This is a genomic window from Streptomyces phaeolivaceus (assembly GCF_009184865.1).
GTDB classification, from domain to species: Bacteria; Actinomycetota; Actinomycetes; order Streptomycetales; family Streptomycetaceae; genus Streptomyces; species Streptomyces phaeolivaceus.
This window is the reverse complement of the sequence record NZ_CP045096.1, coordinates 394,683-409,829: the sequence shown is the minus strand read 5'-3', so window position 1 is coordinate 409,829 and position 15,147 is coordinate 394,683. Positions and strand designations below refer to the sequence as shown.

The following is a 15,147-nucleotide window of genomic DNA, read 5'->3' as shown; positions in this document are numbered from 1 at the left end:
GGGCCGTCCGTGGCTGGTCGCGCAGTTCCCCGCGCCCCTTGGGGGGCGCGCCTGTCGCCCCCCTTTCGAAGGAGGCAAGCCCTGATGTCCGCAATCCTCAAAGCACCCCTCACCGTCGAGTTCCCCTTCACCCGTTCCCTGGGGCCCGTGCAGAGTGCCTTTCTCACCGGGCTGCGGGAACGGGTCGTGCTCGGGGTGCGGGCCGGGGACGGCAGGGTGGTGGTGCCGCCCGTCGAGTACGACCCCGTCACCGCCGAGGAGATCCGTGATCTCGTCGAGGTCGCGTCCACCGGGACCGTCAGTACCTGGGCCTGGAACCATGAGCCCCGGCGTGGGCAGCCTCTCGGTACACCCTTCGCCTGGGTGCTGGTGAGGCTCGACGGTGCCGACACGGCGCTGCTGCACGCGCTCGACGTGCCCGGTCCCGACGCCGTACGCACCGGAATGCGGGTGCGCCTCCGTTGGGCCGAGGAGCGGTCCGGGGCCATCACGGACATCGCCTGCTTCGAGCCGTACGACGGCGAACCGGAGGAACCGGCGGGCCACGGCGGCGAGTTCGCCGAACCCGTCACCGGGATCGTCGCTCCCGCCCGCCTCGACTACACCTACGCGCCCGGCCGTGCCCAGACCGGCTACATCAACGCCCTCGCCGAACGCCGCAACGTCGGCGAACGCTGCCCGTCCTGCCGCAAGGTGTACGTCCCGCCGAGGGGAGCCTGCCCGACCTGCGGGGTCGCCACGGCCGGGCAGGTGGAGGTCGGGCCGGGCGGCACGCTGACCACGTTCTGCATCGTCAACATCAAGGCGAAGAATCTCGACATCGAAGTCCCCTACGTCTACGGCCACATCGCCCTCGACGGCGCCGATCTCGCCCTGCACGGCCGGATCGCGGGCATCCCCTACGACCAGGTGCGGATCGGTCTGCGCGTCGAACCCGTGTGGACGGAGGGCGCCCGCTATCCCGATCACTACCGGCCCACCGGCGAGCCGGACGCCGAGCACGACACGTTCAAGGAGCTGCTGTGAACCGGGAGATCGCCGTCGTCGCCTTCGCCCAGACCGACCACCGCCGCACCAGCGACGCCGTCTCCGAGGTGGAGATGCTCATGCCGGTGCTCCACCAGGTCCTGGAACGGACGGGGTTGAAGACCGCCGACATCGGCTTCACCTGCTCCGGCTCCAGCGACTATCTCGCCGGCCGCGCCTTCTCCTTCACCCTCGCCCTCGACGGCGTGGGCGCCTGGCCGCCGATCTCCGAGTCCCACGTCGAGATGGACGGGGCGTGGGCGCTGTACGAGGCATGGGTGAAACTCCGGACGGGGGACGCCGACACCGCCCTCGTCTACTCCTACGGCAAGTCATCGCCGGGCTCCGTACGGGACGTCCTCACCCGGCAGTTGGACCCGTACTACGTCGCCCCGCTGTGGCCCGACTCCGTCGCCCTCGCCGCCCTCCAGGCCCAGGCCCTCATCGACGCGGGGACCACGGACGAACCGGCACTGGCGGCGGTCGGGGCCCGCAGCCGCGCGGACGCCGAAGCGAACTCCCATGCCCAGCTGCGGGGTTCGGTGCCGCAGGGCGACTACCTGGTACGGCCGCTGCGCACCGGGGACTGTCCGCCCATCGGCGACGGGGCCGCCGCCGTGGTCCTCGCGGCGGGGGAGCGGGCCCGGGGGCTGTGTGAACGGCCCGCCTGGATCCGGGGCATCGACCACCGTATCGAGGCGCACGGCATCGGCGTCCGGGATCTGACCGACTCGCCGTCCACCCGCCTCGCCGCCCAGCGGGCCGGAGCGTACGAACGGCCCGTGGACACCGCCGAGTTGCACGCGCCGTTCAGCTCCCAGGAGGTGATCCTGCGCGAGGTGCTCGGGCTCGACGACAGGGTGCGCGTCAATCCGTCGGGCGGGGCGCTGGCCGCCAACCCGATCATGGCCGCCGGGCTCATCCGCATCGGCGAGGCCGCCGCCCGTATCCACCGGGGCGAGTCCGACCGGGCGCTCGCACACGCCACCTCCGGGCCCTGTCTGCAGCAGAACCTGGTCGCCGTACTCGAAGGGGATCCCCGATGAGCAAGGAGCCCGTGGCCGTCGTAGGCGTCGGCCAGACCAAGCACGTGGCGGCGCGCCGGGACGTGTCGATCGCCGGACTCGTCCGCGAGGCCGCCCGACGGGCCCTGGACGACGCCGAGTTGGAGTGGGCCGACGTCGAGGCCGTCGTCATCGGGAAGGCGCCCGACTTCTTCGAGGGCGTCATGATGCCCGAGCTGTATCTCGCGGACGCGCTCGGCGCGGTGGGCAAGCCGATGATGCGGGTGCACACGGCCGGCTCGGTCGGCGGTTCGACCGCACTGGTCGCCGCGAGCCTGGTCGCCGCCCGCGTCCACGGCACGGTCCTCACCCTCGCCTTCGAGAAACAGTCCGAATCCAACGCCATGTGGGGCCTGTCGCTGCCGATCCCGTTCCAGCAGCCGCTGCTGGCCGGCGCCGGTGGCTTCTTCGCCCCGCACGTGCGGGCGTACATGCGGCGCAGCGGCGCCCCCGACACCGTCGGCTCCCTGGTGGCGTACAAGAACCGCCGCAACGCGCTGAAGAACCCGTACGCCCATCTCCACGAGCACGACATCACGCTGGAGAAGGTCCAGGCCTCGCCCATGCTGTGGGACCCGATCCGCTACTCGGAGACCTGCCCCTCCTCGGACGGGGCGGTCGCCATGGTCCTCACCGACCGGGCGGGCGCCGCCCGTGCGCCCCGGCCCGCCGCCTGGATGCACGGCGGGGCGATGCGCAGCGAGCCCACGCTGTTCGCGGGCAAGGACAGCGTGTCGCCGCGCGCGGGACGGGACTGCGCGGCCGATGTGTACCGGCAGGCGGGTATCGCCGATCCGCGCCGGGAGATCGACGCCGTCGAGATGTACGTGCCGTTCTCCTGGTACGAGCCGATGTGGCTGGAGAACCTCGGTTTCGCCGCCGAGGGCGAGGGCTGGAAGCTCACCGAGTCCGGTGTCACCGAGCTGGACGGCGATCTTCCGGTCGACATGTCCGGCGGGGTCCTCTCCACCAACCCCATCGGCGCCTCCGGCATGATCCGCTTCGCGGAGGCCGCGCTCCAGGTGCGGGGCCTCGCGGGAGAACACCAGGTGGCGGGCGCCCGACGGGTGCTCGGGCACGCCTACGGCGGCGGATCGCAGTTCTTCTCGATGTGGCTCGTCGGCGCCGAACCGCCCACCTCCTGAACCTCCCCCTCACGTGGCCTGTCGGCGGTGGGGGTCGATCGCTAGTCTGGCGGGCGGACGACGAACCGGGAGGAGCACGGACGTGGCCGAGACCACCATGCAGCAGCGATCCCTCGACGGCTGGCACAAGCCGGCGGAACTGGACCTGAGCAACGCGGACTGGCGGTCGAGCAGCCAGGGGCGGGGAGATGTCCAGATCGCCTTTGTCGAGGGTTTCATCGCCATGCGCAACAGCGGCAGCCCCGAGAGCCCCTCGCTGATCTTCACCCCCGCCGAATGGGGCGCCTTCGTGTCGGGCGCCCGTGAGGGCGAGTTCGATCTGACCTGAGCGGTCGTACTGCCGCGTGGTGGGCGGCCGGGCAGCCCACCACGCGGCGGGTCGGCGGAGGGTGACCTCGCGCGGGCCGTTGTACGGCGCCAGCGACAGGACGGTTCGCGGTGTCCGCAGCCCCTCGTGCCCCGTGAACAGCTCCCGCGCCGCGCCGAAGTCCACCTCGTCGCCCGCCACCCGCGCGACCTCGTCGTACAACTCGCGGACCGGGTCGGTGAGATCATGGCCGGGCTCGGTCTCGGTGCCCCAGATGTCCCACAGCAGCGTCTCGACCTTGTTGAGGTCCGCGAGATCGAGCCGGAGGTTCCCGGCCACGAACCACTCCCCGTTGATCGGTCCCTCCTGCGGCGGATGCAGCCCGAACGAGCGGGGGTCCACCTCGCCCGCCCGGACGGCCCGCCATGCCGTGCCCGCGACGAGGAAGCGGTTGCGCGGCACGTCCATCGGGTCGAAGTCGACCTTCCAGGTGTCGACGACCAACGGGTCCATCAGCTGCGCGTCGGCCAGCAGCCAGCCACGCGCCGGATCCCAGTACTCGGTGACCACGTGATCGCAGTGGAAGCCGTTCCCGCCGAAATAGGTGGCGAAGCCCGACCGCAGCCGCGCGGGCACGCCCAGGTGGCGCAGCAGCGAGCAGTGCAGCAGCGAGAAGTCGCGGCACACCCCGACGAACCGGTCCCCGGGCTCGCGGCGGTACGACAACGGCGCGTCGTTCCGCCCGACGACGATCCGCAGGATGTCGTCGAGGTAGCGGGTCTCGGCGTCGTCGTGCAGACGCTCCCGGGGGATGGCATGGCCGAACGTCACCCCTTCGAGCCGATGGATCGTCAGATCCCGCGCCACACGGGCGAGTCGGGCCGGATCGCGGGGCAGATCGGCGTAGCGCGGGGCGAGTTCGCCCCGGTCCGTGAAGGTGCTCTGCGTGGCGTAGAAGGCGGCGACGTCCGGTGCGAGGCGCACGGGTGGCATGGCTGAACCCCCAAGAATGAATCGGCCACGCGTTCGAATTACGGGCCGCTTCGCCTCACCGTGCCAAAATTCACCCGCAATTGTCCACAATTCCCGCAGGAAACGCGGTTCCCGGAATTCCCGCGTGAATTGCGCCCACCTCGAATTAATGGATGGAGCCTCCCCTATCATTAGCGCCATGGAGTACTCGATCAGCGCGGACGCACGGCTCGCCCTGGACCTCGCCCTGACCGTCCGCCACGACGGCGCCGGCGGTGTCACCGACGACCTCACCGATGCCCCGGGGCTCGCCACCTGGGTCCGGGCACACACGGACCTCCTGCCGGGCACCGCCGACCCGGCCGTCGACGAGGCCGCGCTCACCGCCGTACGCGATCTCCGCGCCGCAGTCCGGGCCCTGTTCGCCCGCTCCGTCAGCCCCGACGCGCCCAGCCCGGCCGACGCCGCCCGGCTGCTGCCCGTCCCCGAGGCCCTGGCCCGCCTCAACGAGGCCGCCGCCCGCACCCCGACCGTCCCGGTCCTGACCTGGGGCCCCGACGCCGAACCCGTCGTGCACCACCGGTCCGCCACCGGCGAGGACCCCCTCACCGCCACCCTCGCCCGCGCCGCCCTCGCCTTCCTCGCGAGCCCCGAACGACAGCGGCTGCGCGCCTGCCATGCCCCCCGCTGTGTGCGCTACTTCCTCAAGGAACACCCCCGCCAGGAATGGTGCCGGCCCTCCTGCGGCAACCGCGCCCGCGTCGCCCGCCACCACGCCCGGCACAAGAGGACGGCAAGCTGACCCCCACCCCGCGGAACGCCCTGGAAGGCTGATGAAGATCTTGGGTTCTGGCCCCCGACGCTCCCTCGGCCCCACCGCCGCACGGCACGCCGTACCATTGCGGCATGTCCTTCCTCCGCCGCCGCAGCGCCACTCCCGCCGGCCCCGACTTCGACGTACTGGCCATGGATCCGGGCGACTGGCCGGGCAATCTCGGTGCCGGCCTGCTGCCCGCCCCCGACGGCAGCTGCCAGGGCGTCTTCCTGCGCTACGACCTCTACGGCGGCCGTGGCCCCGCGATGATCATCGGCAATCTTCCCGAGGGTTCCCCGGCGCGCGAGGTCTCCGACGGCGAGGTCCCCTTCGAGGTGGCCCAGTTGCTGATCGCGCTGGAGAACGAGGAGGACATCACCGTCGTCGGCGTCGAGGACATGCCGGTGATGCAGGGCGACAACCTCCTGATCGTCCGCCGTCTCAAACTCTCCGAGTCCCGGATCGCCTGCGTCCAGTTCGACCGCAGCGACAACGTCCTGGTGACCATCGCCGCCTGGGACCGCCCCATCACCGACGACCTGTACGCGCTTCTCAAGCCGCTCCCGGCGGAGCTGTTCCAGCAGGGCTGAGCACCGCGGAGGACGAGCACGGAAAAGGGCCGGGTGCGCGCACCCGGCCCTTCCTCGGCTCCGCACGCTCACGCCGCGGGCAGCACCCGCACATCCGCCGCCCGTACGAACGCCACCCGGTGACCGAACTGGATCTCGTAGTAGAGGTCCTTGCCGACCACGAACCGGTGTCCGCTCGTGTCGAAGGTGACCGCGTAGTAGTACTCGCCGGGCACCTGACCCCCGGTGACGTACTTCTGGTCCTTGAGGAGCTTGTACGGCCACGGGGACACCGCCTGCGCGGGCACCCCCGCCGGGTACGCCGACGCCTCCGGGTAGGCACGCCCGTACACCGGGATGTCCGCCAGGCCCTCCCGGGGCGTCACCACCAGCCCGGCCGCGCCGACCGCCGTCGGCTTGTCCGCCGGGTTCCGGAACCACGCCTTCTGTCCCAGGTACCAGATCGCCGTCCAGTCGCCCTGCCGCTCGGCGACCGCGTACTGCTGCCCGGTGGAGACCCGGGAACCGAGGTCGTTCACCCCGATCGTCGAGGCACTGCCGTCCGGCCGCAGCCCGATGTCCTTGATCAGCGGCGAGGTCGCGTCCGGCCTGCTGTACAGCCGCACCGCGCTGGAGCCGTGCACCGCGCAGGTCGCGCCGCCGGACCCGCAGCCGGTGAACGCGGGCCGGTTGTCGGCGTAGTCCGGGAGGATCGTGACCATGGTGCTGTCGCTGCCGGAGGTCGCGCCGAGCGGATGGCCCAGCAGCTCGAAGTAGTGCCGCCAGTCCCAGTACGGGCCCGGGTCGGTGTGCATCCCCGGAATCGTCGCCGTCGTCGGGCCGGGCACGGTGTCATGGCCGAGGATGTGCTGCCGGTCCAGCGGGATGCCGTGCTTGTCGGAGAGGTACCTCACCAGCCGCGCCGACGCCCGGTACATCGCCTCCGTGTACCAGGCGTCCGGCGAGGCGAGGAAACCCTCGTGCTCCAGACCGATCGACCCCGCGTTGACATACCAGTTGCCGGCGTGCCAGGCCACGTCCTTGGCCTTGATGTGCTGGGCGATGTGCCCGTCCGTGGAACGCAGCGAGTACTGCCACGACACATACGTCGGGTCCTGGACCAGTTCGAGGGTGGTGTCCCAGTAGCCCTCGGTGTCATGGACGACGATGTACCGGACAGGTTGCGCGTTCGGCCGGTCGGCCAGGTCGTGGTTGCCGTAGTCGTTGTCGCCGAACTCCTCGTACGGCGCAGGGATCCACTCGCAGGACACCGTCGTCGGGCACTCCGCGCCGGCCGCGGCGGACGCGCGCAGCCCGGCCCGGGACAACTGCCCGGTGTCGGTGCGCAGCCCCGGCTCGGCGGCGAGCGTCACCCGCTGGCCGGCGTCCGTGACGCGCCCGGCACCGTCACGGATCACCGCGAACACATCGTTCGCGTACGCCGAGGCCGTGGCCCGGTCGTCGGCGCCCGAGAAACGCGCCACCGCCCCGTACCAGTCCGCCGGATCGGCACTCGGCCGGGCGCCCAGCTCGCGCTGCGCGGCGGCGAGCAGCGCGGCACCGCCCGCGACATTGGCCTCCGTGTCCGTGCGGAGAGCCTCCTCGGGCAGACCGGTCAGCTCCGCCGCCCTCGTCAACGTCCTCAGCCGGGCCGGGAGTTCACCGGTCTCGGGCAGTTTCGCCTCGGGTCTGAGCGGCGGCCGGGAGTCGTCGCCGCGCGGGTCCTCCGCGCCCTCGCTGTGGTGCGGGGCCTCGGCCAGGGCCGTGCGCGCGTCGGTGAGATGCATGGGGCCGTAGCCGCCGGTGACGCTCGGCGCGCCGCCGTGGGCGTCCCAGCGGGACTGCAGATAGGAGACCCCGAGCAGCACACTGCGCGGGACGCCGTACTCGGCGGCGGCCGAGGCGAAGGCGGACTGCAGCCGGGCCGAGGAGACGGCCGACCCCTCGGCGGGCGGGGCCGCGCCCAGCAGGGGCAGCAGCAGGACGGCGGGCGCCGCTGCGGACGCCGCTCTTCGGAAGTGTCTGGGGTACGGGGTGTGCCTGCGGTCGGTGGGGGATCCTCGCAAGGCGGCCTCCTGGAACGGTGGGGCGTTGGCGGGGCGTGCGGGACCGAACAGCACCACTGCTATCGGTCGGCCGACGATCCGTCAATCATGCCCGGGGAAGGCCGCGTCCCCCGTGATTGATCGCCACGCTCCGCCAGGACGCCGACATGACCCCGGCAGGACGCCGGTGGGACGCCGACATGACGAAAGTCCGCGGCGTGACCCTGTCCAGGGTGCGCCGCGGACCTTCGTTTCCCCTCAGCGAGTGCCGACCGCCGCCCGTACGGCCTTGCGGGCCAATTGGCAGTCGTCGTGCAGCCGCCTGAGCAGCAGCCGCTGTTCCTCGCCGGACGGCGCAGCAGCCGGGTGGTGCGGGCCCGGTGCCGCCGGGGTCGTGTCGTGCATCGAACGCTGCACGGCCGTCTCGTAGGTACGGATCTCCCGGGTCAGGACCAGCATCAGGTTCACCAGGAACGCGTCCCGTGAGGCCGGACCCGCCGACTGCGCCAGCTGGCTGATCTGCCGCCGCGCCACGGGGGCGTCCCCGAGCACCGCCCACAGCGTCGCCAGGTCGTACCCCGGCAGATACCAGCCCGCGTGCTCCCAGTCCACCAGCACTGGACCGGCCGGTGAGAGAAGGATGTTCGACAGGAGGGCGTCGCCGTGGCAGAACTGGCCCATGCCCTGACGGCCCGAGGCGTGCGCGATGCCGTGCAGCAGCTTCTGCAGATCGCCCAGGTCCCGGTCGGTGAGCAGGCCCAGCTCATGGAAGCGGGAGATCCGCTCCGCGTAGTCCAGCGGGGCGTCGAACGTGCCCGCCGGTGGCCGCCACGCGTTCAGCCGGCAGATCGCGCCGAGCGCCGCCCGGATGTCGGCGCGCGGCGGCGCCTCCACCGGATGCCGCTGCAGGGCGGCCACCCGGCCCGGCATCCGCTCGATGACCAGGGTGCAGTTGTCCGGGTCCGCCGCGATCAGCCTCGGCGCCCGCACGGGTGGGCGGTGCCGGACGAACGAGCGGTAAGCGGCTATTTCGTGCCGGAGCCGGTCCTCCCAGATGGAGGAATGATCCAGTAAACACTTGGCTACGGCCGTACTTCGCCCTGTGGTGCCGACGAGCAGCACCGAGCGTCCGCTGCGGCGCAGCACCTGGACCGGAGTGAACTCCGGGCAGATGCGATGCACCGAGGCGATCGCCGTGCGCAGCTGCGCGCCCTGGGGGCCGGACAAGTCGAGTCTCCCGCTGAGCGGTTGGGTGCCGAGCCCGGGCGCACGCCGCGCCCGGCCGGCGCCGAGCATCGGGGCCGCCGTACGCGTGGGGTCGAGGTAGGGGCCGCCGCCGCCCGGCTGGCGGGGGTGCAGCGATCGGGGAGGAGCGGACACGGAGGACGATGCTGCGTACATGGGGGAAGACAGATCCCTTCGTGTGCCGACGAGGTCACGCGCCACCCGCCCCGGCCGTCCGGGGACACCCTGGGGAGTGCCCGTCGGGGGCGACCGGGTCGGGGTGGCGCTTTCCTACCTGACACCGGATGGGCCGTGGCACACCATGTAGCGCACCCTGGCGAAGCCTGGCGAATAGTCCCCGTGCAACTGACAGCGGGCTACATTCAACTCAGCCGAGAACCTGGGGGCTTGACGTGAGCGGACAACCCAACACCCGACTCGCAGACCTGTTCGGCCTGGCCGGCTGGTCGAAGGGCGAGCTCGCGAGGCTGGTCAACCGGCAGGCGGCGGCCATGGGCCATCCGCAGCTGGCGACCGACACCTCACGGGTGCGGCGGTGGATCGACATGGGAGAGATCCCGCGCGATCCCGTGCCGCGGGTGCTGGCTGCGCTGTTCACCGAGCGTCTCGGCCGTGTCGTGACCATCGAGGACCTCGGTCTGGTCCGGCACGGGCGTACGGGGAAACGGCAGGGCGGCGGGAGTGTGGAACATCCCGACGGCGTGCCGTGGGCGCCCGAACGGACTGCTGCGGTCCTCACCGAATTCACGGGAATGGACCTCATGCTCAACCGACGCGGCTTGGTGGGTGCGGGCGTCGCGCTCACCGCGGGCTCCGCACTCAGCAGTGCCATGCACGACTGGTTGCACACCGACCCGGCCCTCGCGGCCGACGCTCCCCATCTCGACGATCCCCTGCACGCCGACCCCGCTGGGTTCGACCGCTACGAGGCCGCCCCCATCGGATCGCAGGAGATCGAGGAACTGGAGCGCTCGGTCGAGGTGTTCCGGGCCTGGGACGCGGCCCGCGGCGGCGGGCTGCAACGCAAGGCTGTCGTGGGACAGCTCAACGAGGTGGGAGGCATGCTCTCCTACCGTCACCCCGACCGTATCCAGCGGCGCCTGTGGGGCGTCGCCGCCAACCTCGCCGTCCTCGCCGGCTGGATGTCGCACGACATCGGCCTCGAACCCACCGCCCAGAAGTACTTCATCATCGCCGCCCATGCCGCCAGGGAGGGCGGTGACCGGCCGCGCGCCGGCGAGGCCCTCTCCCGGGCGGCCCGACAAATGGTGCACCTCGGCAGGCCGGACGAGGCGCTCGACCTGATGAAGCTGGCGCAGTCCGGCTCGGGCGAGCAGGTGCTGCCGCGCACCAAGGCCATGCTCCACACCGTCGAGGCCTGGGCACAGGCCTCCATGGGCAAGGGCCAGGCCATGCGCCGCACCCTGGGCCAGGCGGAGGACCTGTTCGTCTCCGACCGGGCCGATGTGCCGCCGCCCAGCTGGATGCAGATGTTCAACGAGGCGGATCTGTACGGCATGCAGGCCCTGGCCTACCGCACCCTCGCCGAGCATGAACCGGCCGCGGCCCAGCATGCCCGGCACTATGCGGAGAAGGCGTTGGACCTGAGGACCGAGAAGCAGGAGAGGTCGCGGATCTTCGACTATCTGTCGATGGCCTCGGCCTCCTTCATCGCCGACGACCCGGAGCAGGCGGCGAGCTTCGCCCGTATGGCGCTGGGCGCCATGGGCTCCAACTCCTCCCACCGCACGTGGGACCGGCTGCGGGAGATGTACCGGCTCACCGGTCAGTACGCCGGCTATCCGAAGATCCAGGATCTGCGAGAGGAGATCAAGCTCTCCCTGCCCAAGCCCCAGCCGAAGCCCCGGCTGCCGAAGACCCCGGCCTGACCCCGGCGGTCAGGAACTGACCCTGGCGACGAGCACACAGGCGTCGTCGGCGCGCTCGGTCTCGCCGAACGTCTCCACCACCGTCCGTACACACTCCTGGGCCGTACGCGCCTCACCGAACCGTGGCGCCAGGTCCAACAGCCGCTGCACGGCTGCCTCTCCTCCTCGCCGGGGGACCAGTCCATCGGTGTGCAGGAGCAGTAGATCGCCCTGTTCGAGCGTCACTTCGGCCTGCCCGTAGACGGCACCCGAGGTCGCTCCGAGCAGGACACCGTCCGGTGGTGTCAGCGCGCGCCCCGTCCCGTCGCGGAACAGCAGCGGGGCGGGGTGTCCCGCCTGCGCCCACACCAGGGTGCGGGTCGCCGGCCGGTAGCGGCAGCAGACGGCGCTGCCGAGGGCCGGTTGCACGGTGGCGTCCAGCAGCTGGTTGAGGCAGGCCATCAGCCGGGCCGGTTCGGTGCCCGCCATCGCCATGCCGCGCAGCGCGCCGATCAGCATCGCCATGCCCGAGGTGACGGTCACCCCGTGCCCGGTGAGGTCGCCGACGCTCAACAGGCTCTCTCCGCCCGGGAGTTCGAGGGCGTCGTACCAGTCGCCGCCGATCAGCGCGCTCGTCGAGCAGGGCAGATAGTGGGCCGCGAGGTCCAGTCGAGCCGGCCCCTGTCGCGGGAGCCGCAGGGAGCCGCGCCACGGCGGCAGCACGGCTTCCTGCAGCTCGACCGCGAGCCGGTGCTCGGTCTGCGCGACATGCCGCTGGCGGTGCAGCGAGTCACGGGTCTCGCTCTCCGCCCGCTGGCTGCGCCGCAGTTCGCTGACGTCGCGCAGGACGGCCCACATGGAGGCCGTACCGCCGTCGTCGTCGAGCACGGGCTCGCCCATGATGTGCACGGTGCGCACCCCGCCGTCGGGGAGCAGGATCCGGAACTCCCCGTCGATGCGCTTGGCGTCGATCAGACAGTCCGTGACCATCGCCGTCAGCCTCGGCCGGTCCTCGTCGAGCACCAGCGACGGCAGTTCGTCGAGGGTGAGCGGCGGGGCGGCGGGGTCGCGGCCGAGGATCTGGTACAGCTCCCCGGACCAACTGGCCTCGTCCGTCAGCAGGTTCCACTCGGCGCTGCCGACCCGGCTGAGCAGGGAGGCGCGCCGGGGTGCCGGGGGCGGTGCGACGGGGAGGCCTGCCGGGGCCGAGGGGGCGGGCGGCGGTTCCGGGCCGTCCCGCAGCTGGGCCAAGTGGTCGTCCAGATCGCTCAGTTGATGCAGTGCCAGGTCGTACAGCGCGCGCTGCCAGCGGATCTCGGGGTCCGCCGGGTCGGCCGGCGCGTCCCGCCGTACGGCGTCGACGTCGCCCCGCAGCCGCCGCGTCTGCGAGATGAGCGCGTCGACCGTGCCGCGCCGGGGCGGCTGAGCGGCGGGACGATCCGCAGAGAGATGGGACGGCATCACGTACTCCGATGGGGGTCGGTACGACCAACGCTGACGTAAGGGCCGATTACGACTGTCGCACAGCCCGCGACGCGCTGTAAGGGATTTGGCAAGACGCGATACGGGGGTGCATCCGGCATATGCCACCGTCCTTGCGGTCGGGGTTCTCCACCGCAAGTCGATACGCGGGCCGAGGGCCCAAGTCGTAGGGATCGTACGTGACTTGACGGACCGTGGACCGCATTCACCTGTCTTTCATTCCCCTGTTCGAGGGGCATATGTGCGAGCCCGCGCGATTGCATGGAGCGGCATGGGTGGATCCCATCGGGTGACATGGGTCACAGAGGTGAATCCAAGGAGCCGCGTCGTGCGAAAGCCCTCGGAAGAGCTTCACCGAAACGGAGACCGTTCATGACCGTCACGCTGGAACAGCCCGCCCGCGCTCTCCTCGTCACCGCCGAGGACCGGGAGGTCCCGGTGCCCGCGAGCCTGCGCTATTCCTCCGACGATCCGCTGGCCGTGCACCTCGACTTCCCGGCCGACATCTCGCTGAACGGTGACATGGTGACCTGGACCTTCTCCCGGGGGCTGCTGGAGGAGGGGGTGCGGGCACCCTCCGGCGTCGGTGACGTCCACATCTGGCCCTGCGGCCGGTTCCGCACGGTGGTCGAACTGCACTCCCCGTACGGCATGGCACTGCTCCGGTTCGAGAAGGCGGCGCTCCAGCGGTTCCTGGTGCGCAGCTACGCCGTCGTCGCGGCCGGGAGGGAAGAGGTGGGTCCGGCGCTCGACCGGGGCCTGACGTCCCTGCTCGGGAACGTCTGAGTCAGTAGCGCAGGACCCCCGCGATGCCCCGGGCGTCGCCCAGCGTGCCGTCGGGGACGAAGCGGACCTCGGCGCCGGTGTCCAGGCACCGCTCGACGATCTCGTCCACGATGTCCTCGCGGACGTCGAGATCATCGCTCGCGGCCGGCACGAGATGACCACCGCCGGTCCCGTCACCGTGTGCGCGGACGGTCGTCCGGTAGTTCTCCTCCACGGCCAGCAGCTGGATACGGCCCTGCCGCGCGTTCTGCCAGATCTCGTCGACACTGGCCGCGAACGCCTTGTGGCCGCGGGCCGATTCGAGCCGCCGGGCCACCGTGTCGACGTTCCTGCGGTCCTCGGCGGCCACCAGCGGCCGGACCGCCTGCCACACCGCGTCCGGGGTGCCGTGCGCGAGCCCGCCGTGCGGGAGATGGATGGCGGCCTTGGTGACCGTGCCGATCTCGTCGAGCAGGGACAGCGCCGCCGTCTCCCCGGTGACGTACAGCGGCCGGTGCTGGGTCCGCAGCACCCGGGCCAGCGCGGCGTCGGCGTCCCGCAGGAAGTGCCGGGTGTCCTCGTCGCGGAAGGCCGACGGCAGATCGCCGATCCGCTCCTGCCGCTCGGCGTCGAAGTTGTCGCGGTCCCTGGTCAGTGGGAATCCGCCGGTACGCGCCTCGGTGACGCGGTCGGTGCCGCCGTTCCACAGGGTGGCCCGGTCGGGGGAGACCGAGAGCACCCAGAACGGCCGCTCGGCGGCGCGCGCGGCCACCAGGTTCCGGGTGAGGAAGGTGTCCGAGAGCACCACCCGCTCCGGCACCGGACGGGCCAGCGACCAGACCTGGTGCTCGCCCGGCGCCGCGAAGATCACCAGACCGTCCTCGGCGTGCGTCAGATCCACCTCGGCGAGCGCCAGGTCCAGCTGTCCGACGACATCGGCGCGCCGCTCCCGGGTGACGGCGGGATCCTGCACCAGCCGCCTCTTCGCCTCGGCCACCACATTGCGCAGCCGGACCGGATCCTGGGAGTTCTCGGGCTCCCGGCGGTGGGTCGGCGTCAGCACCGACACCGCCGGATAGGGCCGCGGGCGGCGCAGTTCGGTCAGGGTCGCGGGACTGAGGGCATGCTCCATGACTTCACGATAGGACCGAATCGCGCACCGGGCATTTGGGGTAATCCGGTGCGCGATTCCGTGTGATCTCCGCGAAGATCAGCCGACTTCCTTCTTCAGCGCCTTGTCGGCGGCGGCCTTGGACGGCTTCCACCAGGTCGTCACCGGCTCCCAGACCTTGACCTTCTTGCTCGAACCGAGCTGCTTCGCGGTGAACGTACGGCCGTTGAGGTTGGGGTTGGCGGACACGGTGATCGTGCCCACGCGCCGGGCCTCCGGGTCCTTGAGGTCGGCGATCGTCCGGACCGCCGCGTACACGGTCCGGCCCGCGCCGACCTTGTACGGTCCGCTCTCGCCCGAGGGCACCGGCAGGGCCGCCCCGTCGAGGTCGCCGAAGGTGACCACGGGCAGGCGGTCGATCGTGCAGGTGCGGGTGCCGGTGTTCTTGACGCTGATGTGCACCACCCGCGTGTCCTTCGCCTGCTTGGCGCCCAGCTTGAGGACCTTCGCCTTGCAGACCGGGGTCTTCGCGGCGGGCTGGGCGGCCAGCCCCTGCGGGGCGGCGGCGAGGAGCAGCGCGGCACCGGCGGTCGCCGCGGTCGAGACGGTGAGGAAGGAACGGATACGCATCGGTGGAATCCCCCAGCTTTGGTCACTTACGGGTACGGCATGCACAAAGGTGACGCCTGCCCAATGTGACGAGCGGGATGCGTACCGGGTTGTACCGGATGCGC

The 15,147-nt window shown here is 71.5% G+C and carries 13 protein-coding genes and 1 pseudogene; 8 read left to right on the top strand and 6 right to left on the bottom strand.

Features of this window, described 5'->3' with window-relative positions; genetic code table 11:
- Positions 1–84: 84 nt before the first annotated feature.
- The 4 genes from F9278_RS02260 to F9278_RS02245 all read left to right on the top strand — a co-directional run bounded on the left by F9278_RS02260 (position 85) and on the right by F9278_RS02245 (position 3,563).
- The gene (locus tag F9278_RS02260; protein WP_152166749.1) at positions 85–1,026 is read left to right on the top strand and encodes a Zn-ribbon domain-containing OB-fold protein; all 942 of its coding nucleotides are present in this window, start codon (positions 85–87) and stop codon (positions 1,024–1,026) included.
- Positions 1,023–2,072 carry a thiolase domain-containing protein gene (locus F9278_RS02255; RefSeq protein WP_152166748.1) on the top strand — a complete coding sequence of 350 codons (1,050 nt, stop codon included), beginning with the start codon at positions 1,023–1,025 and terminating at the stop codon, positions 2,070–2,072. The genes F9278_RS02260 and F9278_RS02255 overlap by 4 nt, the downstream gene beginning before the upstream one ends.
- On the top strand, positions 2,069–3,235 hold the full coding sequence (locus F9278_RS02250) for a thiolase domain-containing protein (protein ID WP_152166747.1): 1,167 nt from the start codon (positions 2,069–2,071) through the stop codon (positions 3,233–3,235). The genes F9278_RS02255 and F9278_RS02250 overlap by 4 nt, the downstream gene beginning before the upstream one ends.
- Positions 3,236–3,317: 82 nt before the next feature.
- Positions 3,318–3,563, top strand: a complete 246-nt coding sequence (locus F9278_RS02245; protein WP_033526253.1) for a DUF397 domain-containing protein — start codon at positions 3,318–3,320, stop codon at positions 3,561–3,563.
- A gap of 558 nt (positions 3,564–4,121) precedes the next feature.
- Here F9278_RS02245 and F9278_RS48420 read toward each other — a convergent pair.
- Positions 4,122–4,535, bottom strand: a pseudogene (locus F9278_RS48420) (transglutaminase domain-containing protein); the annotation flags it as partial.
- A 178-nt stretch (positions 4,536–4,713) separates the two neighbouring features.
- On the opposite strand from F9278_RS48420, the gene F9278_RS02235 reads away from it, so the two are divergent.
- On the top strand, positions 4,714–5,316 hold the full coding sequence (locus F9278_RS02235; RefSeq protein ID WP_152166746.1) for a CGNR zinc finger domain-containing protein: 603 nt from the start codon (positions 4,714–4,716) through the stop codon (positions 5,314–5,316).
- Between the two features lie 104 nt (positions 5,317–5,420).
- Positions 5,421–5,918 carry a hypothetical protein gene (locus F9278_RS02230; protein ID WP_152166745.1) on the top strand — a complete coding sequence of 166 codons (498 nt, stop codon included), beginning with the start codon at positions 5,421–5,423 and terminating at the stop codon, positions 5,916–5,918.
- A 68-nt stretch (positions 5,919–5,986) separates the two neighbouring features.
- Here F9278_RS02230 and F9278_RS02225 read toward each other — a convergent pair whose 3' ends face one another.
- Together F9278_RS02225 and F9278_RS02220 are read right to left on the bottom strand one after the other, a co-directional pair.
- Positions 5,987–7,963 (bottom strand): N-acetylmuramoyl-L-alanine amidase, encoded by a 1,977-nt coding sequence (locus F9278_RS02225; RefSeq protein WP_152166744.1) that lies wholly within the window; start codon positions 7,961–7,963, stop codon positions 5,987–5,989.
- Between the two features lie 237 nt (positions 7,964–8,200).
- Positions 8,201–9,343 (bottom strand): aminoglycoside phosphotransferase family protein, encoded by a 1,143-nt coding sequence (locus F9278_RS02220; RefSeq protein ID WP_152166743.1) that lies wholly within the window; start codon positions 9,341–9,343, stop codon positions 8,201–8,203.
- 236 nt (positions 9,344–9,579) lie between these two features.
- Between F9278_RS02220 and F9278_RS02215 the strand changes: the two genes are divergently transcribed.
- Positions 9,580–11,076: a DNA-binding protein NsdB gene (locus tag F9278_RS02215; protein ID WP_152166742.1), complete on the top strand. Its 1,497-nt coding sequence runs from the start codon at positions 9,580–9,582 to the stop codon at positions 11,074–11,076.
- A 9-nt stretch (positions 11,077–11,085) separates the two neighbouring features.
- Here F9278_RS02215 and F9278_RS02210 read toward each other — a convergent pair whose 3' ends face one another.
- Positions 11,086–12,516 (bottom strand): PP2C family protein-serine/threonine phosphatase, encoded by a 1,431-nt coding sequence (locus F9278_RS02210; RefSeq protein WP_152166741.1) that lies wholly within the window; start codon positions 12,514–12,516, stop codon positions 11,086–11,088.
- 393 nt (positions 12,517–12,909) lie between these two features.
- Between F9278_RS02210 and F9278_RS02205 the strand changes: the two genes are divergently transcribed.
- Entirely contained in the window at positions 12,910–13,323 is a 414-nt protein-coding gene (locus F9278_RS02205; RefSeq protein WP_152166740.1) for an SsgA family sporulation/cell division regulator, read from the top strand.
- Between the two features lies 1 nt (position 13,324).
- Here F9278_RS02205 and F9278_RS02200 read toward each other — a convergent pair whose 3' ends face one another.
- On the bottom strand, positions 13,325–14,434 hold the full coding sequence (locus F9278_RS02200; RefSeq protein WP_152166739.1) for a baeRF3 domain-containing protein: 1,110 nt from the start codon (positions 14,432–14,434) through the stop codon (positions 13,325–13,327).
- A gap of 78 nt (positions 14,435–14,512) precedes the next feature.
- On the bottom strand, positions 14,513–15,043 hold the full coding sequence (locus F9278_RS02195; RefSeq protein WP_152166738.1) for a DUF4232 domain-containing protein: 531 nt from the start codon (positions 15,041–15,043) through the stop codon (positions 14,513–14,515).
- Positions 15,044–15,147: the final 104 nt, after the last annotated feature.